The organism is Colwellia chukchiensis (assembly GCF_002104455.1).
Classification (GTDB): domain Bacteria; phylum Pseudomonadota; class Gammaproteobacteria; order Enterobacterales; family Alteromonadaceae; genus Cognaticolwellia; species Cognaticolwellia chukchiensis.
Map to the genome: position 1 here is coordinate 68,271 of NZ_NBOC01000008.1, position 25,800 is coordinate 94,070.

The window sequence follows — 25,800 nt, forward strand, 5'->3', positions numbered from 1 at the left end:
TTTCATCGCACCCTCACTTGCATACTAACGACAACTACGCACCATAACAGGCTAATTTACCCTAGGCAAAAAATAAACGGCTATTGCAAAGAAAGTTAATATTGCTTTTTAGGTAATTACTTTTATCACAAAACGAATGAAAATTTAGCACTCGACTGAGTGCTATCAAGTGAAACGATTTATCATGCTGCGCCGCATATAAATCGCTAACATGCTTTGCTTAGCAATAATTATTGCTAAGCAAAGCTTATACAGCAATGCTATCAGCATCTATAGTGTTTTTATTGCACAACACCACAAGCAATTCTTAAGTCTGCATTTTTACTCGCCAAGGCATGGATCATAAATGAACGCCCTTGAACTTCCGCAAATGTTAACTGTGGTGCATAAATTGCCTGCTGCGCTTTTTTCTGCTGGTCAAAAACAATATTAGCTAAATCTCCCGCGGGTGAGCCATGATGTTGATGGCCCATATAATGTCCCATAGCCATGCCACCACTGACACTTTTACCATCAACAACAACATTGTCGCATGTGCCCTCTTGGTGCACATGAAAGCCATGGCTACCCGTCGCTAACCCCGCTAAAGCCGGCTTGATCACTATGCCTTTCGATAATTCAATAATATCAATATTACCAATCGCCTCGCCTATACCTTGACTGCTAATCTTGTGCATTGTAAATGTAAAAGTTGCTGGCTTTACATTTGCGATCAGACTCACCATTTCGCCTTGTTCCAAAGGAAAAATACCCTTATCTATGGCAGCGTTTGCAAAACTAAGCGCTTGACTTTGATTCGCCAAAGCTAAGCTTGCTTTCGCTAAATAATAATCTAAGTGACCATTTCGCGGCATGTCAGCTTTTAGCGCGCTAAGCACTTGATAAGCTTCATCAAATGACTGATTATAAATCAATTTAATGCCACGAATATAATCACGATAGGCTTTAGATGCGGCTGCTTTCTGCCACTTAATCACATCAGCTTGTGCATTGATCTTCAATAGGTTAATCGCAGATGATGCATTGGCGTTATTATGTGAAGGGTCAATTGCCAGCACTTTTTCATAATAAGCTAAGGCTTGCTTTGATTTACTTTCTTCATCATAGGTTATGGCAATGCGATAGAGTAAATCTGTGTTTTTTCCATGATACTTTTCAGCCGCTAACAGCGCCTGTAATGAGCCGACATGCACATTCAGTCCATGCCCTTCCCCGTCATGATTCATTTGCGATAGCATTAACCAATATTTCAAAGTGGTTGGTGACAATTCTGTGGCTTTTTTCATGTCACTAATGGCCTGATTGCTATCACCTTGTTGCCAGTGCAACACGCCTGACATAAAAAATGCGTTATCATTACGTGGAAAACGCTTTTTTAACAATACTAAATGCTCAAGCGCTTGTGGTTTTTGCTCTAAAAATACTAATAACGATACATAAAAAAACTGCACTTTTGCCAAATTTGGCATTTTCAAAGCCGACGATTTTGCAAGCTCAAGTGCAGCAGCAGGCTTCTCCTTTGCAAGCAAAGCCTCAACTTGACTGCTCAATCGCTTAATCTCTTGTTGTGCAAGTAAGGTTTTATTTTGCGAAGATGTCGCAACATCTGTTGGCGAAATCTTGATAATATCGGCTTGTGCGATATTGCTGAAAAAAATGATGATAACCAATACAACACTAAAATAGCTCACCTAATAGTCCTTTTTTACCCATAAAAAAGGTGGCTGAACACCACCTTGTTTGTCAATTTTACTTGTTTATTTCTTTCTTAATTGACGACCAAATAGTCCGAATGTTGCCAGCAACATTAAGCCTAATGTTGTCGGCTCTGGCACACCAACAACCTGAGTAATATCAAACTGTAACTGACCATTAAAAGAGGTGCTGCCACTGCCAACTACGTAACAACAGTCATTCGCGCTGACGTCGACTAAATAAGACTGGGTTCTATCAAAGCCCGTAATAGTAAAGTCAAGTATTTTGCTATAACGTGCGGCATCTGTGGTGTCATTAACAAAATGCATGTTGATTTGACTGGTACCAAAGCCTAGGGTTTCATTAGCATTTAAATCGGTAATACCATCAAATGTAGCGAAAAAGTTACCTGGGTTTGAAAGAGTACCTGGACCTTGAGCTAATGACGCCGAAACACTAGCCCTGTAGTCAGCGTTCCATAAGTTAGGGTTGTCACGTCCCCACATCCAACCATCGGCACCAAAGTATTCTTCATACAAGACACTAAAGTTACCATTTCCGTCACTACTCACTAAGGTAATATTAATACCTAGTTCATCAATATGCGCGGCATTGGCTGAAAAACTCAGCCCTAAAAACATTAATAAACCTAATACTGTTGCTTTCATTTATACATCCTTAGAAAAATCAATTATTATTATCCTCAACACCACTTAAGCAAAAATCAAACCAATCAGTATTTACACTTATTTAACAACAATTTAAGATAAACAAAAAATAATACAGAGAATATGTGTAAAAAAAACTGACAACAGTAAACTAGTATTTAAGCTAACAAAATTGGCTAGGAATCGGTTATAAACGGCGATGACGACTCACTTTCGCGGCTAAGGGTTATTTTAGCTGCTTTTTCATTTTCCTTGTTGCTTGAGCATTGGCGGGGTCGTCTGGCCAAAAGTGCTTGGGGTACTTTGCCTTCATGTCTTTTTGTACCTCACGGTAACTTCCCTGCCAAAATGCCACTAAATCTTGGGTGATTTGAATCGGTCGCTGCGCCGGCGATAGTATTTCGATTATCAGCGGCACTTCGCTATTATGGCGACTATCACCTACTGACGGTGTTTGACTTAAGCCATAGAGCTCTTGCATCGGTAAGGAAACGACTGGCGCTTGCTGCAATGAATAACGAATTTTACCTTTACGCCCTGTTGGCCCAATAAAGTAACTGGGCGCATATTGCGCTAACATTTGTTGCTGCGGATAGCTTAATTGTGCCATTAATATTTCGGTCATATTCAGCTTATCAAGTTGCGTTTTACGGGTGATATTAACTAAATATGGCCCTAACCATAGTGCTAGGTTAGCTAGTAAATGCTGCTCACTCACCTCAGGTAGTGCTAAGTGCGATTGCGTTTGATTGAGCCAGCGCCAGCGCATTAATAATGCTTGCGTACTAGCGTCGAATTTCAACCAACTAAGGCCGCGTTGACTAATTTGCTGGCACCAACAAGCAAGCAACTGCTCTGGTTGTGGCTTTTCATTGCTATTGGTTTCACGAATGATTAAAGCAGCAATCATCTGTTGTTCTGTACTGCGAATGCGCTGTTGCTTTTGCTCGTAAGCGAGCTGAGTTTTACTGCTAAGTTGCACTATATTCCAAGCCAATGCTTGCGATAAGTCTACTGTTGCCGCTAGCGCAACGGTTAACTGCTGTTGCCGCTGAAAGTACTGTGCAAGCACCAAATACGGTTGTACAACTAAGGCATCATCAAGACTCATGATCACGCCTTTGCCTTGAGCGGTTAAATAATGACCTTGTTGTGCTCTTTGTTGCGCTAAACGCTCAGGAAAGGCTAATAGCAGCAATAACCCAGAGTGTGTCAAAGGCAATAACGCGAGTTGCTGACAAAAATCGGTGGCTCGTTGACGGCTATCAATTTGTTGGCAAAGGGTCTGAAACAAACGCTGCGCTTGCACTATGATGCGTCTGTGCTGAGCTTTTTTGGGCTGTTGTAAAAGTAGGCTCATCCGAAGGCTGATATCACTATTGGCTTGGCGCTGCTCAGCGGTAAAAATATCTCGCTCTTCAAGTAATGCGGCATATAAACACGCCAAGCTGAGCAAATGCGGCTCTTGTTGACTTTGCTCAAGTTGTGAGGCTGACAGCAACATCTTGGCAAACCTTGGGTGACAGGGTAAGGCCGCCGCTAGCTTGCCTAACCTTGTTAACTGATGCTGCTCAGACACTAAAGCTAAATCAATGAGTTCTTGCCAAGCTAATTTTTCTCGACTGGCATTGGGCAGCTCTATCATCGGCAGTTGTTGACACGCTGTCGCCCCCCATCGCGCCACTTCCATCAACATAGGTAATAAGTCAGCTTGTTGAATTTCGCTGCTAGCTTGTTCATTTCGTCGTTGAAAGTCATCATAACTATATAAGCGTAAACAATGCCCTGCTTGTAAGCGCCCAGCGCGGCCAGCGCGCTGAATGGCAGAGGCTTTGGCAATACTGCGCTGGGTAAGTTTATTGCTGAGGGTTTGCACGTCATAAATCGCCACATTTTCTAAGCCAGAATCTATGACTAAATCAACCCCTTCTATGGTTAAACTGGTTTCGGCAATATTAGTGGCCAATACCAGCTTGCTATATCCTGCAGGCGCAGGTGCGATAGCTTGTTGCTGCTGCGCTAGCGACAACTGCCCGTATAAGGGGCACAACAGCTTATGATCAGGCATGCTAGGCTGTAATTGCTGTGCTAAATAACGAATATCGCCAGTGCTGGGTAAAAACACCAAAATAGAACCGCGATGTGAGACGAGCTTTGATTTTATCACCGCCAAGGCGTGTTGACGCCAAAGGCGCATATTACTCGGTGCCTGATAACTAATACTAACAGGAAAGCTGCGCCCTTCGCTGCACAGCGTTTTCGCATCAGGTAACTGCTTAGCTATCGACTGCGTGGCCAGTGTCGCCGACATCAAGAGTATTTTTAAGTCCTCTCGTAATCCTTGTTGAATATCACGGCAAAGTGCAAAAGCTAAGTCGCCATGCAATGAACGCTCATGAAACTCATCAAATACCACCAAACCACAGCGCGATAGCTCAACATCTTGCTGCATAAATTGCGTCAAAATGCCCTCGGTGATCACTTCTAAGCGAGTACGTTCAGAAACGTTGCTTTCATTGCGTAAGCGGTAGCCAATGGTTTCACCAACAGGCTCGCCAAGCTGTTGCGCTAAATAACAGGCAATATTTTTGGCCGCAAGTCGGCGCGGTTGCAATAAATATATTTTTTTATCGGCTAGACTGGTCAGTGTTAATAGCCACAACGGGAGACAGGTCGATTTACCCGCCCCAGGTGGCGCTGTTAATAAGAGTGTGCTGTGCTGGTTTAAGGTCGCCATAAAGTCAGATTTAATGGCTTCAATGGGGAGTTTATTTAAATTGCTCATAGTTGTTTTTTTAAGCGGGTATTAGTTGGCTTTTTATGGTGCTCATACTAACATAACACTACGCTGATTATATCAGCCACTAGCACTAGTACCGTTGGGCTATGCACCTAAATAACCATTGGCAGTAATCATGAAAAAAAGAATGTTTCTTGCGCTCGATATTAGCCCACAACACCAAGCTCAAATTGCTCATTGGCGCCAACAACATTTAGCCATGCCATTTAAGGCTGTTGATGAGAAAAACTTACATATTACCTTAGTGTTCCTTGGTTTAATCGATAACCGACAACAACAGCAACTCATATCCTTGATAGATCAACAACGCCGGCCAATCCAACAAGCCCTCGCCACTAGCTTGAGCGCAAATCAAACTTTTGCGCTGCACTTGACACAATTAGGGTACTTTGGCAAAGCAAAAATTTTACATCTACAACCAACAAGCTGCCCTGAGTGGCTCGCTCTGCTTAATAAACTGCTAGTAGAGTTGAGCGCTCAATGCGATATCACCATTACCCAGCACGCGTATCGCCCCCATTTAACACTATATCGAAACGCAAAATTGCAAGCTATGCCTGAGCTTAACGCGCTATATGCTGCGCCATTTAAGTCGCCAACCATCTTATCTAGCTTTAGTTTGTATCACTCTGACTCAACGCCATCAGGTGTGTGTTATCAAGCAATAAGACGCTGGCCACTAAAAGCTTAAATATTGATAATTAAAAAATATTTAAACTTGAAAAATTAAAAAAATCTGCTTACTTGGCAAACCCATAAATTACTGCTATCACTTGTCACCCGATAAACCCAAGGAGTGAAGCCATGGAAACCATAGTCAAGGATAACTATTCTATCAGGTCGCAAACCAACATATTGCAAGTCGAGGCCTATGGGCCTTTTAATGACCATGTTACGGAAAAATATATCGACGACATGTACGGTGCCTGTGCGCAATTTGCCGGCCAACCTTGGGGCTTATTAATTTCCTTTTATGGCAACAGTGTTTTTTCACCTGAAGCAGAAGCAGCCTTGATCAAAGTTAATAAATACCGAGTGCAACATGGGCTAATTGCCAACGCCAGTGTGTTAATTGACAGTAGTACTGCCGATATTCAGCAGTTACAACTGCGAAGAATTTACCAAGCTTGTAATATAACCTTTTATGTTTTTAGTGATATTAGCAGCGCAAAATCTTGGTTAGAACAATTTTTATCACAAAGCCAAACCGGCTAATCGGTAGAGACATTGAAAAGACAAAAGTGAAAATAAAAAAAGCAAGCTGAGCAATACCCAGCTTACTACCATTACAACGGGAAAGTTATGGCGTTGAAATCAAGTCTGCGATAGTGGCAATACCTAAACCCGTTGCCCCTGCCGCCCATAAACTCGTGGCATCGGCATTATAGGCCGCCGCCAAATCAAAATGCAGCCAACCGGCTCCCTCGTTGTTAACAAAACGAGATAGAAAACCTGCAGCATTGCTCGCACCACCTGCGCCACCGCCCTTTTGCGTGCGACTATTGGCGGTTTCAGCAAATACCGAAGGGCACTTGTCTTGATGCCATGGCTCTAACGGCAATTGCCATAGCGCTTCATTGCTTGCTTTCGCCGCGTTATGTGCTTTTGCTGCTGCTGCTGGGTCAAGTGAGAATAGCGCAGAATAATCACCGCCTGTTGCTAAAACGGCGGCGCCAGTTAAGGTGGCGGCGTCAATGATCAAAGGTGCGCCGGTTTCACTGGCCGCTAATAAACCGTCGGCTAACACCAAGCGACCTTCTGCGTCGGTATTTGCTACTTCACAAGTCACGCCGTTTTTATAAGTAATAATATCACCTAATTTATAGGCATCATTACTGATCATATTCTCTGCACAACATAGGTATAACTTCACCCGTTGCGCAAGTCCTTGCTTAATGGCCAAGGCTAAGGCTCCGGCAACAACTGCTGCGCCGCCCATGTCACACTTCATGTCAAACATACCAGCGCTACTTTTTATACTGTAGCCGCCACTATCAAACGTTATACCTTTGCCCACCAAACAAGCTGCCACTGGCGTGTTTTCATCATTACTGGGGTTAAAATCTAATTCTAATAAACAGGGCTCATTTACACTGCCTTTACCAACATTATAAATACCTTGCCATTGTTCATCTTGCAGTGCTTTACCTTGTATAAGGCGTGTTTTTACATGCGCGGGGGCTAAGTTTTTGATGTAGTTTGACGTGAGCTCAGCTAATTTAAGCGGATAAAGTTCGGCGGGTGTTTGGTTGGTTAAATCACGACTCCACGCATAAACGGCCAATTTGTTGTTTAATCTTTCAACCAGCTCAGCCGCACCACAAAACGTGATACTTTCCAGTTTATTCACACAGCTAAATCCCAAGGCAAACGCCCATTGGCTAGCCTCGTCCCAGTCATCTCCTGCAAGCTGGGCATGTGCAACACCAAGCTTTTCTATGCTGCGCGCGGCCATTTGAATTTTTCGTAAACGAAACTGACTATCTTGCTCTAGATAAATGGCAATGCCTTCATTGCTAATTTGCAGGGTTTTATCTTGCTGCCACCCTGAAGTTTGATTGTTTGTGGTTAATGTAATAGTGACGGGTGCAGAATTCGCTGTGGTCATGATCTCACCTTAATAATTAATTTTTAAGCCGATAGTTTACACTAAGCATACAAATATTTAACCTATACCACTGAGTTATCCATAATTGTAGCAATGAATTTAATATTACAACCTAGCACACTCATTAAGCGTTATAAGCGATTTTTGGCCGATGTTCTGCTAATAGATGAAAATAATAACAGCCAACAAATTACCCTACACTGTGCCAATACGGGTGCCATGACAGGTTGTGCTGAAGCGGGTGATACCGTTTGGTACAGCACATCAAGCAATAAAAAACGCAAATATCCCAATAGTTGGGAGCTAACTTTTACCCAAGCACAACATTGGATTTGCGTTAATACCCTGCGCGCTAACCAATTAACAGAGCAAGCTCTAGCCCGAGGAGCTATTACTGAGCTTTGCCCATATCAAGAATTAAAGCGTGAAGTAAGTTATGGTGATGAAAAGAGCAAAATCGACTTTCAGCTGACTGATAACAAGGGTCAAAAAACCTTTGTTGAGGTTAAAAGTGTCACCTTATTGAGTGAAAACCAAGGCTATTTTCCCGATGCAAAAACATTGCGCGGACAAAAGCACCTGCGAGAATTAATGACAGTGGCTGCACAAGGACATCGCGCGGTATTGCTGTTTGCTGTACTACATTCAGGTATCGATAGTGTCAAAGCTGCCGCTCATATTGATGAGCAATATGCAACTTTGTTACTTGAAGCTAGCCAGCAAGGGGTCGAGATCCTTGCTTATAAAGCTGAGTTCAAACAACAAGGTCATCATTTTTCCATGGCCTTAACGACAAAAGTGCCGGTGCTAATTTAACCGCTAAGTAACTATTTGTACGATAATGATTGACGTCAAGCCCTAAAACTTGCTACAAGGGCTTGCTCATATTTTCTTGTGGCTGAAATATCGCATAGATAACTGCATTATCTTTGACCTTATCGTAGTTTTTATTAACTAAGCCTTGAATTTTATATGAGTTAACACAATATAGTTGGGATATTTCAGGTCTAATTAATTTGGCAGATGCAACCAAGCGATAAAGTTACACGAAGTAACGCATATTCATCGATTTAGATCTAGTAGCATTAGGAGAATTAGCATGCCAGCAAACAAAGCATTAGGTATTTTAGCATTAGCAGGTGTTACGCCTTACGTTGAAAAGCCTGACGAAGAATACATGAACGACGCGCAACTAGAGCATTTCAAAAAAATCCTTGATGCGTGGCGTGTACAACTTCGCGAAGAAGTTGATCGTACCGTAACCCATATGCAGGATGAAGCAGCAAACTTTCCTGATCCTGTTGACCGTGCCGCACAAGAAGAAGAATTTAGCTTAGAGTTACGCACCCGAGATCGTGAACGTAAACTGATCAAAAAAATTGAAAAAACCTTACAACTGATTGAAGATGATGATTTTGGTTTTTGTACCTCTTGTGGCATTGAAATTGGCATTCGTCGCTTAGAAGCTCGTCCAACCGCCGACCTTTGTATCGAATGTAAAACCTTACAAGAAATTAAAGAACGTCAACTCGCCGGTTAAAATCCTCCATCTTGGTTGACCTTGCAAATACATTGCGACCCGATAGACCCTCAGGTTACCGTGGTCGCTTTGCCCCTTCTCCGTCAGGCCCGCTGCACTTTGGTTCTTTAATTGCCGCGCTGGCAAGCTATTTAGATGCCAAACATAATCACGGTCAATGGTTAGTACGCATTGAAGATATTGATCCTCCGCGCGAGCAAGCTGGCGCGAGTAAAAGCATACTCACGACCCTAGAGTGCTTTGGCTTGCATTGGGACGAACACGTTTTATATCAAAGCCAACAAACCGCAATTTATCGTCAAGTTTTGGCAGAATTAAAACAGCAACAACTCAGTTATTACTGTCAATGTACTCGCGCCGACATAAAAGCCAATGGCGGTATTTACTTAGGTCATTGCCGAAACCTTGCTCAGCCTGAATACCACAGTGCCATTCGGGTTAAAAACTCAGCCGCTATTTCACAGTATCAAGATCTTATACAAGGTCGCGTTTCCTGCCACCCTGAGCTGGCCAAAGAAGACTTTATTGTATTCAGAAGAGACGGCTTATTCGCCTATCAGTTGGCGGTGGTAGTTGACGATATATACCAAGGTATTAGTCATGTAATTCGCGGCTGTGATTTACTCGAACCCACGGCAAGGCAACTTAGCTTTTACCAAATATTGCAGCAACCAGCGCCTCGTTATGCCCATGTACCACTTGCCGTAACAGCTCAAGGCTACAAATTAAGTAAACAAAATAGAGCGCCCGCGATAGACAATAACAACCCAGTCCCAGCGCTCTTTGCTGCTTTACAATTTCTTGGTCAACAACCGCCAAGTGAATTACTATCAGCAAGCGTAGCAGAAATTTTAGCTTGGGCGACTTCGCATTGGTCAATCGCACAAGTCCCCAAAGTCACTGAAATAACTTACCCTCAAGGTGACTAAGTACGCTCAAATCATGGCACATCTGCGTCACTAAAAACGCCGCCAAACCACAAGCACTGAATAGGATTGACAATAAAGGTTGATTTTTCAACTAGCGTGCATTCTCTTTTCCTCAACACTGTTATATCATTGCGCGATAAATTTTATTGATAGAATAAGGCCATTGGTTATCAAAAGAGTGATCAACTTGTGTAAAAAAGTACTGGGTAAAACACGAAAATCCACTAGCAATCAGCCGTCATTTGCACAACCTAATATACTTGCTCGTGATCAACACCCGGTATCGAGAAAACACATCAGTCAAAATGCCTTAAAAGTATTATATCGCCTGAATAAAGGCGGCTTTGATGCGTATTTAGTTGGTGGTGGCGTTCGTGATATTTTATTGGGCTTAACACCTAAAGACTTCGACATTGCCACCAACGCAACCCCTGAACAAATAAAAGCCCTATTTAGAAATTGCCGCTTAATTGGCCGAAGGTTTCGTCTCGCACACATTATTTTTGGTCGAGAAATTATCGAAGTGGCTACCTTTAGAGGCCATCACGACAGCGATAATGCGCAACAAAGTAACCAAAAAATCTCAAAGCAAAGTGAAGATGGCATGCTATTGCGTGACAATATTTATGGCAGCATAGAAGAAGACGCCGAACGACGCGACTTTACTATCAATGCCCTTTATTATTCCGCCAAAGATTTTAAGGTTTATGACTTTGCCAATGGTGTTGCTGACGTATACGCAAAGCAAATTCGCTTAATTGGCGACCCAGAAACACGCTACCGTGAAGACCCTGTGCGTATGTTACGCGCGATTCGGTTTGCCACCAAACTGGATATGAGTATTCATCAAGACACCAAAGCGCCGATTAAGTCATTAGCTCCCTTGATGGCGAATATCCCACCGGCACGTTTATTTGAGGAGTTCCTCAAACTATTTATGTCGGGCAAAGCCAGTGAGAATTTTCATCTGTTACGCGAATACCGTTTGTTTCAATATTTTTTCCCTGCCGTTGAACTCCAGCTTGAACAACAAACACAGCCCTATTTAGCCGACTTTATTCACTTGGCACTAAAAAATACTGACCTACGCATATTACATGAGCAACGGGTAACGCCAGCATTTTTATTTGCTGCCATGCTATGGTATCCATTACAAGCGCAGATTCAAGCAGCGCATAGTGCTGAAAAGTTAAGCCCACAAGATGCCTTTTTTAGTGCTTTGAGTGTCATCATGTCTGAACAACAGCAAAGTATTGCCATCCCTAAACGCTTTCAAGCCGTGATGAAAGATATTTGGATATTGCAAGACAAGTTGTCACGCCGTGACGGCAAACGGGCATTTAAAACCCTCGAGCACCCTAAGTTTAGGGCCGGTTATGACTTTTTACTGTTGCGTGCTGAAATAGAGACATCCAAGCGAGATAACACGGCTAATACCGAGCTACAGGCATTGGCGACATGGTGGGGCGAGTTCCAAGACAGCGATAGTGAAACACAGCAGAGGCTAGTGAAAAGCGTAGTCTCCAGTAAAAATGGTCCTAGGCGCAGCACCCGAAAACGCAGAAAACCTCGCATTAAAAACACGAGTAATAACGCATAATGTCATTAGTTTTTATTGGTTTAGGTAGTAACTTAGCCGACCCTAAAGCGCAAATATTATCAGCTTTAAATAAGCTATCACAACTAGCGCACTGTGTGCTGAAAGCGCATTCGTCACTTTATTTCAGCCGACCTATGGGGCCGCAGGATCAACCCGATTATATGAATGCAGTGGCCGCTATCAAAACGAGCTTAGCTCCGCTTGCTTTACTCGAGCAATTACAAGCCATAGAAACTTCGGCAGGCCGTGTTCGCGATGGCGAGCGCTGGGGGGCAAGAGTGCTCGATTTAGACATACTGTGCTTTGGTCAACAAGTCATCAATAGCCCACGCTTAACTATTCCACATTATGGTATTAAACAGCGTGAGTTTGTCTTGTTACCCTTAGCAGAAATAGCGCCAGAGTTAGTGTTACCTGATGGCGATAGCATTTTAACGCTTGCGGAAAAAATTGATAAAAATGGACTAAAAGTTCACAGTAAGTTAGTGTTAGACTATTAACTCTAAAATGATAATATCTTGACAACACAGCAGTATAATCACTGGAAAATAACATGGCCAAAATAACCACAGCCACCTTGAAAAAAATGAAACAACAAGGTGAAAAAATTACCACTATCACCGCGTATGATGCTAGCTTCGCCAAATTGTTCGATCAAGCAGGTATTCATGCCATTTTGATCGGTGATTCACTTGGCATGGTATTACAAGGACATGATGATACGCTACCTGTAAGTATTGATGACATGGCGTATCACACCTTATGTGTTAGTCGCGGTGTCGAAAATACCTTGATTATTGCTGACATGCCTTTTATGAGTTTTGCTACTCCTGAGCAGGCGTATGTTAATGCCACCAAGCTAATGCAGTCTGGTGCTAGCATGGTAAAAATTGAAGGGGGTCAATGGTTAGAAAGCACCATTAAAGGGCTTGTAGAGCGCGGTATTCCGGTTTGTGCTCATCTTGGCTTAACCCCGCAATCGGTCAATGTTTTCGGTGGTTTTAAAGTACAAGGACGAGACAACGAACAAGCACTTGCAATGATAGCCAACGCTAAAGCCCTCGAAGCGGCTGGCGCACAGTTATTAGTACTAGAGTGTATCCCAAGCAGTTTAGGTAAAGCCATTACTGATGCAGTCGCTATTCCTACGATAGGTATAGGGGCTGGTAAAGATACCGACGGACAAATTTTAGTGATGCACGATGCCTTAGGGATCTCGTGCAGCTATATGCCTAAGTTCTCGCGTAATTTTTTGATTGACACCGGTGACATCAAAAAAGCCATTGAACTTTATATCACTGAAGTCAGCAATGGCAATTTTCCAGGTCCAGAGCATATCTTTAAATAATACTGGTTTTTGTTGCCATAAGCGCCGCCTAAGTCATAAGTAGAATACCCATGCAAACAATTGATAATATTCCAGCATTACGCGAAAAAATTCGACACTTGCGCAAACAAGGTCTTCGCATCGCTTTTGTGCCCACTATGGGCAATTTACACCAAGGCCATATCAGTTTAGTCGAAAAAGCGCGCACGCTTGCCGATATAGTGGTTGTCAGTATTTTTGTTAACCCAATGCAATTTGGCGTTAATGAGGACATCGACAATTACCCACGCACCATGGCGGCCGATCAAGAAAAGCTACAAGCTAGCGGCTGTGATCTATTATTTACACCGACACCGAATATTATCTACCCTAAAGGCATAGATAAACAAAGCTATGTTGAAGTGCCCAATGTTTCTTCTGGCTATTGCGGTGAAAGTCGCCCTGGACATTTTCGCGGCGTGGCTACTGTCGTGTGCAAACTGTTTAATATTGTGCAACCCGATCTCGCCTGTTTTGGTTTGAAAGACTATCAGCAAGTACAAGTTATTCAAACCATGGTAGAAGACTTATCCATGCCGATAGAAATCGTGCCGGTGGAAACCGTGCGCGAAGCCTCAGGTTTGGCGTTAAGTTCACGCAATAGCTATTTAAGCGCAGAACAAAAGCAAATAGCGCCCGCTTTGAATAAAAACATGCGCTGGCTGGCGCAAGCAATTCAAAGCAGTAATGATTTTGTTGGCCTTGCAAAGCAAGCTGCGCAATTTATCGACGATGCGGGCTTGAAAACCGATTACCTGCACATTTGTCACGCGCGTACCCTGCAACCGGCCAGTGAAGATGATAAAGAGTTAGTCATTCTAGCTGCAGCTTATTGTGGCAAAGCTCGGTTAATTGATAATTTGCGCGTTAACTTGCCTTAAGCCAGCTGACGCTACCTAACGCCATGCTAGTAAGGTTAACTTAACGCTAATAACTGGGGTAAAAAGGTTTCACTTTCTTGGGCTAATTGTACTTGCTCAGCCAGCACATCTTGCAGTATTTTCTGCGTTGTTAATGGGTTTGCCAACACCACACGAAACACTAAGGTTTTGCGTCCTTGATATCTTGTTACTTCAATACGGGTTCGAGAGACAAAAGACTTACCATTTTCCCGTTGCCGTTTTTGAATAAACTTAGTCAGCTTGTCCAATAACACATTAATTTCTTCTTGCTGAGATTGCTCCACACTGGCCAATCGCTGCTGTACTCTTTCTGGGTTATAGCGATAAGTTAACAAGCATAACTCTGGCTCGGTCACTAACTCAAAGTCGGCATGTTGTTTAATAAGTGAGGCAAAGTAATGGGCTTTTTCTATACTACTGTTGATCAGCATTTCATAGCCTGGACGGCTAATAACATGCAGTGCCGCATATACTAACATCGCCATACCCGGCCTTGAGCCTTCAAGGGTGTGGCTACCGAGATCCTTAGAGCCTTTTCGTAAAATATACTCAGCATGATGTTCAATTGCCGCCACCGAAGCGGGGTTTTTAAACACCACTAACCCCGCGCCCATAGGAACATACATTTGCTTATGAGCATCAATGGTGACTGAGTCTGCTAACTCGATGCCTTTCAACATCGGCCGGTATTTTTTCGATAATAACGTTGCTCCGCCCCAAGCCGCATCGACATGAAAATGCGCGTTATAGCGTTTGGCTATCGCCGCCATTTCCTGCAGCGGGTCAATATTGCCGGTTTCTGTCGTGCCAGCTACGCCAACAATACTCAGTACCTGAATGTTCTCATTTGCCAGTTGTTGACATTTCGCAGCCAGTAATTGGCAATCGATTTTATTATTTTCATCAGTGGGGATCGCAATCACACTGTCTTGCCCTAAACCTAAGACGTCTGCTGACTTCTTGAGCGAGTAATGACCACGAGATGATACCAGGATAGCCAAGCCTTGATATTGATAGTGTTTAAGCGCCTTAAACAGCCCCTCACGGGCGACACCTCTAAAGTCACCTTCTGGCTTAAGTAAGTTATTGCGAGCAACCCAAAGTGCGGTTAAATTGGCAATAGTGCCACCCGAGCAAAATGCCCCTAACGAATGCGCGGCACTGTGCATCCATTGTTGGTAAAAAGCATCGTCATTTTGATAAACCAGTCGATGCATCATACCTAATACTTGCCGCTCCATAGGGGTAAAAGCTTTTGAGGTTTCTATTTTTACTAAATTCTGATTCAAACCTATCATCAACTTAGAAAGCGGCAGAATAAAGTACGGTAGCGCTGAGGTCATATGACCAATAAAATTAGGGCTTGAAGTATGGACAGATTGTGCCACCAACTTATCCAGTAAGTGGTGCATATGATCGGAAACAAAAGCAGGATCTTCAGGGATCTGAGAGTCAGCAAAATCTTTTTCTATCTCAGTAAGGGCTTGATCACTGGCCGCAATATGCGCACCAAGAAAGCCTGCTAGGTTTTGCGATATTTCATTCTCAATTCGACCTAAAGTTGAATTAGGCGCCACTGGGATGGTAAAAATACGATGTAGAGTCTCTTCAGACGCTTTTGCCGCGCGTTTATTCGCCGTCATATTTATTCACTTTTGACCACTTGCACCAGACAAGTTGATTTTTATACAAGTGCGGCACTTTAATAAAAAACGAGACAAATGTCTCGTTTTTTCATGCAAAGTTAAGCTTAAAGGCAAATAATTTACTGTTGATGGCAACTTAGCCTAGTAGTGTTGCCGCATACACCAAAGCTAATTCAACCAGCGCCAAACTACTTAATGCCATCATAAAAACAGTTTTTTTAATATTGCTCGTCATGTTATTCATCCTAAATATTTCATTGCTATACTCAGGTAATTACAATATTTAGACCAAAAAACCTAACCAACTGATATTTAAATATAAAACCATAAAGAACAGCCAAAAGCACAAACACAAGAGCGCGCAAATTCGCTAAAATTTTGCCGGTTTCACTAATTTTTGTTAATTATACTCAGCTAGTATCATCTGCGTAGTGCCAGTTGCCAGCACTGTTGCCCACTCGCTTGATACTTTGCCTCAAACGGCGTTAATGCTTGCTGTTGCTGAACAGGCGTGAGCTCGCCAAACACGTCAAGCATGGTTGCCGCCTGTTGGAATTCTTGCAAATACAACCGCCAATTACTGCGCAAAATAATTTCTTTACCAATTGCCATCAATTCAGGAAATACGGCGCTACCGTGCCAACGTCTTTGTATATGTTTAGCTTTTGGCCACGGATTAGGATATAAAATATAGTGTTTACTTACCGGCCATTTTGCCGCAACTACCAAACGAAAAAAATCATTTAAATCGGCGCGGATCAAGTGATAATTGCTAACATAGCCTTGACCATCTTGGCGCTCAATTTCATCAACATTACGATTAATCCTGTGCGCTGATTTATCAACGCCTATCACTAAGGCATTTGGGTTGGCTTTGGCTAATAAGCGTGTGCTCTGACCAACGCCACAGCATGAATCTAAAATCACTTCACCGGCAAAGGCTTGAACAATGTTATTGATTTCATCAAAGGCTGCTTGGGTATGAGTTTGTATTGGCTTTTGCGAGGGATGCGCAATATGCTTATTTACAATTTCAGCCAGCTTTTCATGAATGCCGGGTTGATTGGTTATAATGGCTTTTGAGTTACCGCTGCTTTCAGTGTTGTTCATTAAATCGTTACCTAAAATCTGTTAGCTTCTAAGCCCAATACCTTTGCTTATCAATACCATAGCTATGGTGTATAAACTAACAATAAAAATACCTAAAACCGCGAAGGAGTGTATCAAACTGACATCTGATATGCCTAAAAAACCATATCGAAACGCGTTAACCATGTAGACGATAGGATTAATTTGTGACACTCCCTGCCAAAACTCAGGCAATAAGCTAATGGAATAAAACACCCCCCCTAAGTAGGTTAACGGCGTTAATATAAAGGTGGGAATAATCGAGATATCATCAAAGCTGCCGGCAAATATGGCATTAATTAACCCGCCTAAAGCAAAGGTTGCCGAGGTCAACGCCACAGTGATAATGATGATAGCAAAACTGTGTATTTGAATATCAACAAAAAACATAGCGACCAAGGTGACTATACCGCCCACTAAAATACCCCGCGCCATGCCACCACCAACATAACCGGCAACAATAACCCAGTTCGGCACGGGGGCGACTAACATTTCTTCAACATTGCGTTGCCATTTGGCGCTAAAAAATGACGAGGCAACATTAGAATATGAATTCGTGATCACACTCATCATGATCAAGCCTGGCACAATAAATGACATATAATCAAAGCCAGCCATTTCGCCAATACGCGCGCCGATTAACGAGCCAAAAATCACAAAATATAAACTGATGGTGATGGCGGGTGGCACTAGGGTTTGCACCCAAATACGCATAAAACGGTGAATTTCTTTATGTAAAATACTTTTCAGTGCAATAATATTTTTTGATGATGCCATGCTACTTTTCCTTCACTACATTTTCGTCAGCTAACTGTCCACGCCCAACTAAATTGACAAATAGCTCTTCTAGTCTGTTGCTTTTATTGCGCATACTTAACACGTCAAGTCCGTGTTTATTGAGTTCATCAAACACGCGGTTGATGGTTTGGCTTTTCTTCACATCAACTTCCAAGGTGTGATCGTCCACCGCTCTGGCATTAAATTGCTTAAACGATTGCAGCGCAGTGCTAGGCTTTAAATCAAAAACAAAGGTTTCTATATCTAACTTAGCCAATAGTGATTTCATATCCGTATTTTCGACAATGATACCCGAGTCGATAATGGCGATATTACGACACAGCATTTCTGCTTCTTCTAAATAGTGTGTGGTTAAAATGATGGTAATACCTTGCTGATTTAGCTCGCGCAAAAAGTTCCACATCGAGCGTCTTAGCTCAATATCTACGCCAGCTGTTGGTTCATCGAGAATTAAAATTTTCGGCTCATGCATCAAGGCCCGCGCTATCATTAAACGCCGTTTCATGCCGCCGGAAAGCTGACGAGCCGGCTCATTGCGCTTATCCCATAAATCCAATTGTTTTAAGTACTTTTCCGCACGCCCTAAGGCAATACTACGTTCAACACCATAGTACCCTGCTTGGTTAAGCAGTATTTTCATGATCGGCTCAAATTGATTAAAGTTGAACTCTTGCGGCACTAAGCCGATAAAACTTTTCGCTTGTTCTAGCTCTAGGTCAATATCATGGCCAAAAACACTGACTTTACCGGCCGTTTTATTCACCAAGGAAGTAATAATTCCTATAGTCGTTGATTTGCCGGCACCATTAGGACCTAGTAAAGCAAAAAAATCGCCCTGCTCAACGTTGAGCTCGATCCCTTTAAGCGCATGAAAGCCGCCTTTGTAGGTTTTTTCTAATCCTGATATTGCTAATGCTGATGGCATAACTAACCTCAAAAAATTTACGTTTCTTTAACGTGGGGGCAAGTAAAGTATTTTCAATGTATCATTGCTTATTGTTGCTAGTACAGATTCTGACCAAGCGCGCAATTGTGACGATAAATACGTTTGCTATGCAATTGTATACTATTTAAAGTAGCGCTATCACCCATAAAGGACCCTCTATAGCATGAATAACTTGTATCGCTGGTGCACTTTAGCCGCCCTCTCAGTCACCTTGATGGCCTGTCAGAATACGCCAAATGACAATAAGCACGAACAGCAAAAGGCAATGCCTATAACGTTAGATCAAATTTATCATCAACAAACCTTTAAATCACAATGGCTAGGTCAAATTCGCTGGTTAGCTGATGGCAGTGGCTATACTGCGGTGGAAAAGTCTCGCCCTATAGCTGCAAAATCGGATCAAACTCACTCGGCTGAAGACATTGTTTTTTATCATCCTCAAACATTAGCGCGCACCGTACTTATAGCCGCAGAGCAACTTATTCCTGAAGGTAGCACTGAACCGCTAGCCATTGATAATTACCTTTGGTCGAATGATCGCTCACAGTTACTCATTTATACCAATAGTAAAAAAGTCTGGCGCTCAAATAGCCGCGGCGATTATTGGCTGCTCAAGCTAAAAACCCGCAAACTGACACGCTTAGGCGGTGAAAACGTCAAAGATAGCAGCCTAATGTTTGCCAAGTTCTCCCCTGATGGTAACAGAGTTGCTTATGTATTTGATAACAACATTTATGTTGAAAGCCTAAGCAATCATAGCATTAAGCAGGTCACCAGCAATGCGAGCGAAGGCATTATTAACGGCTTATTTGATTGGGTATATGAAGAAGAATTCTCTATTCGTGATGGTTTTCGTTGGAGCCCTGACGGTAACAGCATTGCCTATTGGCAATTAGATACCCGAGGCAGTAAAGACTTCATCATGATTAACAACACTGACGCCCTTTACCCTAGCTTAACTAGGTTTCCATACCCTAAAGTTGGCGAACAAAATGCGTTAGCCAAAATAGGTATCGTTGATCTAGCAACGGCCAAGACGACTTGGGCTAAGTTACCCAATAACTCGCGTGATATGTATGTGCCACGCATGAATTGGTCGGGAAATTCAAGTCAAGTATTGATCCAACATGTTAATCGTAAGCAAGATACTAATCACCTGTATTTAACTGATATAAAAACCGGTCAAGTTTCCTTAGTGTTAACCGAGCAAGAAGAAAATTTTCTCGATTTTTATGACGATGCCCAGTGGTTAACCAATGGCAATCACTTTATTTGGAAAAGCGAGCGCAGCGGTTGGCGACATATCTATAAAGTCGCTCGCGATGGCACTAGCATGCTAAATTTAACCGATGGCGCGTTTGATATTACTGAGCTCACCATGATTGATGAGCAACAGGGTTGGCTCTACTTTATTGCCTCACCAGACAATGTTGCCCAGCGTTACTTATATCGTAGTAAACTTGATGGCAGCTTACTTAATCAGCGCGTAACGCCAGCACAGTATATGGGTATAAACCAATACCAAATGTCACCTGATGGGCAGTGGGCGATTCATCGTCATTCAAGTTTTGACACCCCTACAACAGCACAGCTGATCAAGGTTGAAGGGCATCAACAGCAACAGCAATTAATGACTAATGAAGAGTTGCACGCGCAAATGGCAAAACTTGCCAAGCCTGAACATGAGTTCTTTCAAGTGACGGCGCAAGACGGGGTTGTACTTGATGGCTATATTATGCGCCCCGCTAATTTTGATGCGACCAAAAAGTACCCGATAATTTTCTATGTATACGGTGAACCTGCTGGACAAACCGCACAAGACAAGTGGCGTGGCAATGCCTACTTTTGGGATCAACTGTTAACTGAGCAAGGCTTTATTGTTGCCTCGATAGACAACCGCGGTACCCCTGCGCCTAAAGGTCGCGCATGGCGTAAGTCTATTTACGGTGCTGTAGGTATTTTAGCATCACGCGATCAAGCTGACGCGCTTAAAGCCATGGCGGCTCGTTGGTCTTATATTGATACCGAGCGCGTAGGCATTTGGGGGCACTCGGGTGGCGGCTCTATGACCCTAAACATGTTATTTCGCTACCCCGAGTTATACCAAGTCGGAATCGCTTTAGCGCCCGTGGCGGATCAACGTTTATACGATAGCATTTATCAAGAGCGTTACTCTGGCTTATTAACCGACTATGCTGAAAGCTATCAGCAAAGCTCTCCCATCACTCACGCAAAAAATTTACAAGGTAAGCTTTTGCTTGTGCACGGCACCGGCGATGATAACGTGCACTACCAAGGCACAGAGCGGTTGATAAACGAGTTAATCAAACATAATCGCCAGTTTGATTTTATGTCTTACCCTAATCGCAGTCACAGTATCCGCGAAGGGGAAGGAACAAGCTTGCACCTCAAAACCATGATGACTAATTATTTTAATGAACATTTAAAGTAACTCAGGTCTAGCGCACAAAGCGCAATAAAAAAGCCTGCTAATGCAGGCTTTCTTCATAACCATGTGCGATTTAAGCGCATCGCGCGCAAATTAAGACTTACCGGCACGTGAAACATATTCACCGGTGCGAGTATCTACTTTCACCACGTCGCCGATTTGCACAAATAAAGGCACACGAACCACAGCGCCCGTGGTTAAGGTTGCAGGTTTGCCGCCCGTACCCGCCGTATCGCCTTTCAAGCCTGGGTCTGTTTCAGTAATTTCTAATTCAACAAAGTTTGGTGGAGCAACTGAAATAGGGTTGCCATCCCAAAAGGTGATAGTACACATATCGCCTTCGGCTAACCATTTAGCGACATCGCCAACCGCTTTTTCATCGGCGGCAACTTGCTCAAAGGTTTCATTGTTCATAAAATGCCAAAACTCACCATCAGCATATAAATAGCCAAGATCTTGTTCCATAACATCAGCGCCTTCAACGCTTTCGCCTGATTTATAAGTTTTTTCTAATACCTTACCAGATATCAACTTACGAATTTTAATGCGGTTAAATGCTTGCCCTTTACCTGGCTTTACTATTTCATTATCGATAATGTTACAAGGTTCACCATCAATCATTAATTTAAGTCCAGCTTTGAACTGGTTAGTGCTAAAATTAGCCATAATTATTATGCTCGCTCGTTCACGTACTACACGTAAAGGTTAAAAATTGAATATAGAAATGCCGCAAATAATAACCCAAATCAGTGATAAATTGCACACTTCTTGGCAAAAAGAATTAGCCAATGTTATTACTGATCCAAAAATCTTACTCGAATTGCTTGATATTTCACCAACGGCCTATCAACAACACTTTGCTGCCCGTAAGCTATTTCCAGTGCGAGTGCCTCGCCCTTTGCTGGCACGCATGCAAAAAGGTGACATCAACGACCCTATCCTCAAGCAAGTAATGCCCTTAGATGCTGAGTTTTCAATGACTGACGGCTACAGCGAAGATCCTCTCGAAGAACACGATACCGTCGCCCCGGGGTTATTACACAAATATAAACACCGCGTCTTAATGATGGTGAAAACCGGTTGCGCGATTAATTGTCGTTATTGCTTTCGTCGTCACTTTCCCTACGCAGACAACAGCCCCAATAAGGCGCGTTGGCAACAAGCGCTGACGTACATACTTGCTCATCCAGAAATTAACGAAGTAATTTTTAGTGGCGGCGACCCGTTAATGGCCAACGATGACCACTTACAATGGTTAATTGCTGAAATAGAAAAAATTCCGCACATCAAACGCTTGCGTATTCATACCCGCTTACCCATTGTCATTCCACAGCGGATAACGCCTGCTTTAGTACACAGTTTAACTAATACCAAATTGAAAGTAGCGATTGTATTTCATGTCAATCACGCCAATGAAATTGATGAAAATGTCAGCCAAGCCATTGAACCTTTACGAGCGGCACGCATTGCGTTATTCAACCAAAGCGTGATGCTAAAAGGTGTTAATGACAACGCTAATACTTTGGCTGAGCTGAGTGAGCGTTTATTTGATATTGGCATTCAGCCCTATTACTTGCATTTGTTTGATAAAGTTCAAGGCGTAGCACATTTTGATACCCCCGAAACCGTGGCCAAGCAAATCACCCTAGAGTTAATGGCAATTTTACCCGGCTTTTTAATGCCTAAGCTGGTGCGTGAAATTGCCGGTGAAGCAAGCAAAACGCCGATCAATTTACCTTAATCTAAGCTTAAGTTAAGCGAGAAAAATATTGTGCTGACACTAACAAATGGCCAGACAATTTGACATAATAGCGCCATTAGAAAACAGTCAGACACTTGGGTTACCATGAGCGAAACCGTACATAAACAATTAGTAGAAAATATTTCAATCATCTTAAAAAAGTCACTTGCTGCCGATGCAACACTAGTTCAGTTACGAGAAAAAAAACAAGCGGGCTTTGCCGCGATATTTACCGATGAGGCCGGCTTTAAATGTTCAGCCAACACTTTTCAGCCTTATGTGGAAGAAGTGGCTAACGATTTAATGTTCTGGCAAAAAACCTCAGATCAACAAACCTTAATTGATATCGTGAAAAAGATTGAGCAATTGTTTAGCGTATTAGCTAAGTTTGAACAGAGCTAACCTTAGCGTTAACTTAACGCTAAGTTAAGCATTAACTAAAATACAAAAACGCAGCCTAGCTGCGTTTTTTCATATTGCATTTATCAAAACCCAGCGAGCGTTAAAACAAACGCTATTTCACTAACTCATTCGCAAAGGTGTTATAAAACCACTTATCAAACATCTCTTTCTCGTAGCCAAATGACTTGCTACGATACTTCAAACCACTATGCATTAAAAAGCTCATATCCTTTAAAGCAACCTCGGCGCTTTTCACCACACTATTATCAGCATTTAATAATTGATAGTTAAACTCCAAACGTGGAAAAAACAGCTCTTTGACGATACGAATGCGCCGAGTACCACCAAAGTTAACATCACCCGCTAAATCAACATCAGTAATATCAAGCACCAGTTTGTGCTGTGCTGGCAACAAGGCCGCCATTTTCACAAAGTGTTCTTCAAAAGACTTAAAAACCCTTGCTTTAAAGTGTTTTCGGTGTTCTTCGCCAGCATCAATATCAGTATATTTATCTGGGTTTGTCCACTTTACTTCTACTTCTGCTGCTTGTAATGCCGACACTTGGGTCATCAATGCAGCAAAACCTAATAAACATCCAATAAATTTTTTCATCATTTCGTCCTCTTTATCACTTTCAATATAGTAGACCGTACAGTCAGGGAAAAGTGTCGTTCTAATTGTTCATTAACGCGCGATAAAATATTAACCTTATTTATAAAGCCAAGCCTATGCAGCTCAGCCAGCCATATAGCCTGTTCGTTGTTCCTACACCCGCACTATCAACATCACCGGCATATTGGCTAAGTAATTGATTAACTTCGCTAAAATATAAGTTTACCTGTCTTCTTAAATTAAAAACTGCCACGGCTGTAGAGGGCTAGAGATAAATTTTATTAACAGGTGTTATTTGATTTTCAGATTAAACTTTTCTAATAACATCTGCCTGATCCAATACTGATTACTCATGGGTTTTATAGATTGCTGATAAAGGCGCACCGCCGCATCACCGGTTAATTGTTTATAAGAGCCCAATACGGCATTTTTTTTCGCCATATATTCAGGATCAATCAATATTTTTTCAAAGGCTTGGTGGTAGGTATCAATAATATTTTGCGGGGTAGATTTTGGCAAAACCAGTGATTTTTGCGCGCCAAAGCCTACGGTTAAAAGACTAAACCAATTATCCCACTTTTCGCCACTCGGTTTATGGCCCTCAAGTAATTCATAGACTTCAGCTAATGTCGGTAAGCCTGGAAATTGCGGGTCGCGTATCAGTGCCCCATGTTCATCTAATGCCCCCATACTGTAGAGAGGAATCGCACGGCCTTGCTCTACCATAGGCTGCACATGTTTAAGATAAGAAGACGAGGTTTGCGTATCGAGATTGGCGATACCTTTTTCGAAAGCATATCGCCCTGCTGCGCGTCCTCTAATACCAAAAAATGTACTGACTTGTAAATTTAAAAATTCAAAGCCTAACTGTTGGATCATATCCAATGATGTCGCGCCTTGGCTGCCATAGATTAGTTTTTTACCCCGTAACTTGGCAATCTCTAAATAGCTACTAATGCCTAAGTTTGGCGATACATATACCACACCGCCGGTCGGATACATTAATAGTACTTGCCACTTGCTAAAATCATAAGTTACGCGTTTATCACCGAGTAAGTAAGGTAGCTTAGTGGACGATGATGTACCTAATAATGACAAACCGTCTGATGCTGCATTTTTTTCAAAAGCATTAGCCGCTTTAATTGAACCACTACCTGGGATATATTTGATCACAACCTCAGGGTTTCCGGGTAAGTACTTGCTCAGGTAAGGCGCATTGAATTGCGCCCATTGATCCGCCCCGCCACCTCTTTTAAAAGGCACAATCCATTCAATGGTTTTTCCTGAAAAGTCGACACTGTCACTGGCATTAGCATTAGCATTAGCAGCGACAAAAATACTGAGGTAAAGGCTATAAAAAGCCATAATACGGAAAAGATTAAGCACTATTTCACTCTTTTTACTTTTATTTTTTTAGCTTTATTACCAAGTCGTAAGTTATAACTGCTAAAAGCCCCAGAGGTCAAACGTGAGGTAATGGGAAATTGCTTAGGTTTAGCGAGATAGGAAGGCTCTAACTGTTGCCATATTTGACCATTTTCAAAATAAAACACATGAATATTATCTTTATTTCTTTGCATTTTTACTAATGACAAATAAATAGCCTGCCCATTATCTGTAACACTAGCTAAATATTTCTTACCGGCATTATCACTTCGCTTAGCATTATCTTGAGCGGGAGTAATAAGGTTATTTGACGCAACGGTTGCGGCAATAATAGCTTGAGAGTTTCGTTGGCTTGGGTGAGTGATTGCACTTGCTTGTTTACTTTCATTTTTAAATAAAAATAATTTGTCATAACAGGCTAGTCGAACGGCGGTCGCTGCAATGGCGCTACAGGCTTTCCCCTGTGCTTGCAGCGTAGTATTGTCAGCAGAAAACACCGGCAATACAACAAGAGAAAATACCATAAAAATTATTTGTTTGAATCTACAATCTACTTTCATAAGGCCCTATACACTAAGCACGG

The 25,800-nt window shown here is 42.4% G+C and carries 24 protein-coding genes; 12 read left to right on the plus strand and 12 right to left on the minus strand.

Annotation, left to right across the window (positions count from 1 at the left end; translation table 11 throughout):
• Positions 1–281: 281 nt before the first annotated feature.
• From B6K83_RS10535 to hrpB, 3 genes are all read right to left on the minus strand, one after another.
• On the minus strand, positions 282–1,691 hold the full coding sequence (locus B6K83_RS10535; RefSeq protein ID WP_085284878.1) for a superoxide dismutase family protein: 1,410 nt from the start codon (positions 1,689–1,691) through the stop codon (positions 282–284).
• A 66-nt stretch (positions 1,692–1,757) separates the two neighbouring features.
• Positions 1,758–2,363 carry a PEP-CTERM sorting domain-containing protein gene (locus B6K83_RS10540; RefSeq protein ID WP_085284879.1) on the minus strand — a complete coding sequence of 202 codons (606 nt, stop codon included), beginning with the start codon at positions 2,361–2,363 and terminating at the stop codon, positions 1,758–1,760.
• A 226-nt stretch (positions 2,364–2,589) separates the two neighbouring features.
• Positions 2,590–5,148, minus strand: coding sequence for an ATP-dependent helicase HrpB (gene hrpB, locus B6K83_RS10545; protein ID WP_085284880.1), 2,559 nt, complete (start codon positions 5,146–5,148; stop codon positions 2,590–2,592).
• 130 nt (positions 5,149–5,278) lie between these two features.
• On the opposite strand from hrpB, the gene thpR reads away from it, so the two are divergent.
• Both thpR and B6K83_RS10555 read left to right on the plus strand, forming a co-directional pair.
• Positions 5,279–5,854 (plus strand): RNA 2',3'-cyclic phosphodiesterase, encoded by a 576-nt coding sequence (gene thpR / locus B6K83_RS10550; protein WP_085284881.1) that lies wholly within the window; start codon positions 5,279–5,281, stop codon positions 5,852–5,854.
• Positions 5,855–5,967: 113 nt separating this feature from the next.
• On the plus strand, positions 5,968–6,378 hold the full coding sequence (locus B6K83_RS10555) for a hypothetical protein (protein ID WP_085284882.1): 411 nt from the start codon (positions 5,968–5,970) through the stop codon (positions 6,376–6,378).
• An 85-nt stretch (positions 6,379–6,463) separates the two neighbouring features.
• On the opposite strand, the gene pepB is transcribed toward B6K83_RS10555, so the two are convergent.
• Positions 6,464–7,771 carry an aminopeptidase PepB gene (gene pepB / locus B6K83_RS10560; protein ID WP_085284883.1) on the minus strand — a complete coding sequence of 436 codons (1,308 nt, stop codon included), beginning with the start codon at positions 7,769–7,771 and terminating at the stop codon, positions 6,464–6,466.
• A gap of 93 nt (positions 7,772–7,864) precedes the next feature.
• On the opposite strand from pepB, the gene sfsA reads away from it, so the two are divergent.
• From sfsA to panC, 7 genes are all read left to right on the plus strand, one after another.
• Entirely contained in the window at positions 7,865–8,587 is a 723-nt protein-coding gene (sfsA, locus tag B6K83_RS10565; protein ID WP_085284884.1) for a DNA/RNA nuclease SfsA, read from the plus strand.
• Positions 8,588–8,870: 283 nt separating this feature from the next.
• Entirely contained in the window at positions 8,871–9,311 is a 441-nt protein-coding gene (gene dksA / locus B6K83_RS10570; protein WP_085284885.1) for an RNA polymerase-binding protein DksA, read from the plus strand.
• An 11-nt stretch (positions 9,312–9,322) separates the two neighbouring features.
• On the plus strand, positions 9,323–10,240 hold the full coding sequence (gene gluQRS / locus B6K83_RS10575; RefSeq protein WP_233143944.1) for a tRNA glutamyl-Q(34) synthetase GluQRS: 918 nt from the start codon (positions 9,323–9,325) through the stop codon (positions 10,238–10,240).
• A 100-nt stretch (positions 10,241–10,340) separates the two neighbouring features.
• Positions 10,341–11,840 (plus strand): polynucleotide adenylyltransferase PcnB, encoded by a 1,500-nt coding sequence (gene pcnB, locus B6K83_RS10580; RefSeq protein ID WP_408607210.1) that lies wholly within the window; start codon positions 10,341–10,343, stop codon positions 11,838–11,840.
• Complete coding sequence (folK, locus tag B6K83_RS10585; RefSeq protein ID WP_085284888.1) at positions 11,840–12,340, plus strand: 2-amino-4-hydroxy-6-hydroxymethyldihydropteridine diphosphokinase; 501 nt, start codon at positions 11,840–11,842, stop codon at positions 12,338–12,340. Before pcnB ends, folK begins: the two co-directional genes overlap by 1 nt.
• 53 nt (positions 12,341–12,393) lie before the next feature.
• Complete coding sequence (gene panB / locus B6K83_RS10590) at positions 12,394–13,188, plus strand: 3-methyl-2-oxobutanoate hydroxymethyltransferase (protein ID WP_085284889.1); 795 nt, start codon at positions 12,394–12,396, stop codon at positions 13,186–13,188.
• Between the two features lie 50 nt (positions 13,189–13,238).
• Positions 13,239–14,087, plus strand: a complete 849-nt coding sequence (gene panC / locus B6K83_RS10595; RefSeq protein WP_085284890.1) for a pantoate--beta-alanine ligase — start codon at positions 13,239–13,241, stop codon at positions 14,085–14,087.
• A gap of 35 nt (positions 14,088–14,122) precedes the next feature.
• On the opposite strand, the gene panP is transcribed toward panC, so the two are convergent.
• The 4 genes from panP to B6K83_RS10615 form a co-directional block, all read right to left on the minus strand.
• On the minus strand, positions 14,123–15,751 hold the full coding sequence (panP, locus tag B6K83_RS10600) for a pyridoxal-dependent aspartate 1-decarboxylase PanP (RefSeq protein WP_085284891.1): 1,629 nt from the start codon (positions 15,749–15,751) through the stop codon (positions 14,123–14,125).
• Between the two features lie 423 nt (positions 15,752–16,174).
• Complete coding sequence (gene trmB / locus B6K83_RS10605; RefSeq protein ID WP_085284892.1) at positions 16,175–16,864, minus strand: tRNA (guanine(46)-N(7))-methyltransferase TrmB; 690 nt, start codon at positions 16,862–16,864, stop codon at positions 16,175–16,177.
• A gap of 21 nt (positions 16,865–16,885) precedes the next feature.
• The gene (locus tag B6K83_RS10610) at positions 16,886–17,659 is read right to left on the minus strand and encodes an ABC transporter permease (RefSeq protein WP_085284893.1); all 774 of its coding nucleotides are present in this window, start codon (positions 17,657–17,659) and stop codon (positions 16,886–16,888) included.
• A gap of 1 nt (position 17,660) precedes the next feature.
• On the minus strand, positions 17,661–18,605 hold the full coding sequence (locus B6K83_RS10615) for an ABC transporter ATP-binding protein (protein ID WP_085284894.1): 945 nt from the start codon (positions 18,603–18,605) through the stop codon (positions 17,661–17,663).
• Positions 18,606–18,789: 184 nt separating this feature from the next.
• On the opposite strand from B6K83_RS10615, the gene B6K83_RS10620 reads away from it, so the two are divergent.
• On the plus strand, positions 18,790–21,078 hold the full coding sequence (locus tag B6K83_RS10620; RefSeq protein WP_092251349.1) for a S9 family peptidase: 2,289 nt from the start codon (positions 18,790–18,792) through the stop codon (positions 21,076–21,078).
• 90 nt (positions 21,079–21,168) lie between these two features.
• Here B6K83_RS10620 and efp read toward each other — a convergent pair whose 3' ends face one another.
• Positions 21,169–21,741 carry an elongation factor P gene (gene efp, locus B6K83_RS10625; protein ID WP_085284895.1) on the minus strand — a complete coding sequence of 191 codons (573 nt, stop codon included), beginning with the start codon at positions 21,739–21,741 and terminating at the stop codon, positions 21,169–21,171.
• A 58-nt stretch (positions 21,742–21,799) separates the two neighbouring features.
• On the opposite strand from efp, the gene epmB reads away from it, so the two are divergent.
• Together epmB and B6K83_RS10635 are read left to right on the plus strand one after the other, a co-directional pair.
• Entirely contained in the window at positions 21,800–22,816 is a 1,017-nt protein-coding gene (gene epmB / locus B6K83_RS10630) for an EF-P beta-lysylation protein EpmB (protein WP_085284954.1), read from the plus strand.
• A gap of 105 nt (positions 22,817–22,921) precedes the next feature.
• A complete protein-coding gene (locus B6K83_RS10635; protein ID WP_085284896.1) occupies positions 22,922–23,218 on the plus strand; it encodes a hypothetical protein in 297 nt (98 codons plus the stop codon).
• Between the two features lie 112 nt (positions 23,219–23,330).
• Here the strand turns inward: B6K83_RS10635 and B6K83_RS10640 are convergent, their stop codons facing one another.
• The 3 genes from B6K83_RS10640 to B6K83_RS10650 form a co-directional block, all read right to left on the minus strand.
• A complete protein-coding gene (locus B6K83_RS10640) occupies positions 23,331–23,834 on the minus strand; it encodes a DUF3016 domain-containing protein (protein WP_092251348.1) in 504 nt (167 codons plus the stop codon).
• Positions 23,835–24,122: 288 nt separating this feature from the next.
• Positions 24,123–25,217 carry a Bug family tripartite tricarboxylate transporter substrate binding protein gene (locus B6K83_RS10645; RefSeq protein WP_139175539.1) on the minus strand — a complete coding sequence of 365 codons (1,095 nt, stop codon included), beginning with the start codon at positions 25,215–25,217 and terminating at the stop codon, positions 24,123–24,125.
• The gene (locus tag B6K83_RS10650) at positions 25,217–25,741 is read right to left on the minus strand and encodes a hypothetical protein (protein WP_092251347.1); all 525 of its coding nucleotides are present in this window, start codon (positions 25,739–25,741) and stop codon (positions 25,217–25,219) included. Before B6K83_RS10650 ends, B6K83_RS10645 begins: the two co-directional genes overlap by 1 nt.
• Between the last annotated feature and the right edge of the window lie 59 nt (positions 25,742–25,800).

Coding starts and splice junctions, on each gene's coding strand:
- B6K83_RS10635 (WP_085284896.1), top strand. CDS start 22,922: ATGAGCGAAACCGTACATAAACAATTAGTAGAAAATATTTCAATCATC.
- dksA (WP_085284885.1), top strand. CDS start 8,871: ATGCCAGCAAACAAAGCATTAGGTATTTTAGCATTAGCAGGTGTTACG.
- sfsA (WP_085284884.1), top strand. CDS start 7,865: ATGAATTTAATATTACAACCTAGCACACTCATTAAGCGTTATAAGCGA.
- B6K83_RS10615 (WP_085284894.1), bottom strand. CDS start 18,605: ATGCCATCAGCATTAGCAATATCAGGATTAGAAAAAACCTACAAAGGC.
- thpR (WP_085284881.1), top strand. CDS start 5,279: ATGAAAAAAAGAATGTTTCTTGCGCTCGATATTAGCCCACAACACCAA.
- epmB (WP_085284954.1), top strand. CDS start 21,800: ATGCCGCAAATAATAACCCAAATCAGTGATAAATTGCACACTTCTTGG.
- B6K83_RS10640 (WP_092251348.1), bottom strand. CDS start 23,834: ATGATGAAAAAATTTATTGGATGTTTATTAGGTTTTGCTGCATTGATG.
- B6K83_RS10650 (WP_092251347.1), bottom strand. CDS start 25,741: ATGGTATTTTCTCTTGTTGTATTGCCGGTGTTTTCTGCTGACAATACT.
- pepB (WP_085284883.1), bottom strand. CDS start 7,771: ATGACCACAGCGAATTCTGCACCCGTCACTATTACATTAACCACAAAC.
- trmB (WP_085284892.1), bottom strand. CDS start 16,864: ATGAACAACACTGAAAGCAGCGGTAACTCAAAAGCCATTATAACCAAT.
- B6K83_RS10555 (WP_085284882.1), top strand. CDS start 5,968: ATGGAAACCATAGTCAAGGATAACTATTCTATCAGGTCGCAAACCAAC.
- panB (WP_085284889.1), top strand. CDS start 12,394: ATGGCCAAAATAACCACAGCCACCTTGAAAAAAATGAAACAACAAGGT.
- panC (WP_085284890.1), top strand. CDS start 13,239: ATGCAAACAATTGATAATATTCCAGCATTACGCGAAAAAATTCGACAC.
- folK (WP_085284888.1), top strand. CDS start 11,840: ATGTCATTAGTTTTTATTGGTTTAGGTAGTAACTTAGCCGACCCTAAA.
- B6K83_RS10540 (WP_085284879.1), bottom strand. CDS start 2,363: ATGAAAGCAACAGTATTAGGTTTATTAATGTTTTTAGGGCTGAGTTTT.
- efp (WP_085284895.1), bottom strand. CDS start 21,741: ATGGCTAATTTTAGCACTAACCAGTTCAAAGCTGGACTTAAATTAATG.
- B6K83_RS10620 (WP_092251349.1), top strand. CDS start 18,790: ATGAATAACTTGTATCGCTGGTGCACTTTAGCCGCCCTCTCAGTCACC.
- hrpB (WP_085284880.1), bottom strand. CDS start 5,148: ATGAGCAATTTAAATAAACTCCCCATTGAAGCCATTAAATCTGACTTT.
- B6K83_RS10610 (WP_085284893.1), bottom strand. CDS start 17,659: ATGGCATCATCAAAAAATATTATTGCACTGAAAAGTATTTTACATAAA.
- panP (WP_085284891.1), bottom strand. CDS start 15,751: ATGACGGCGAATAAACGCGCGGCAAAAGCGTCTGAAGAGACTCTACAT.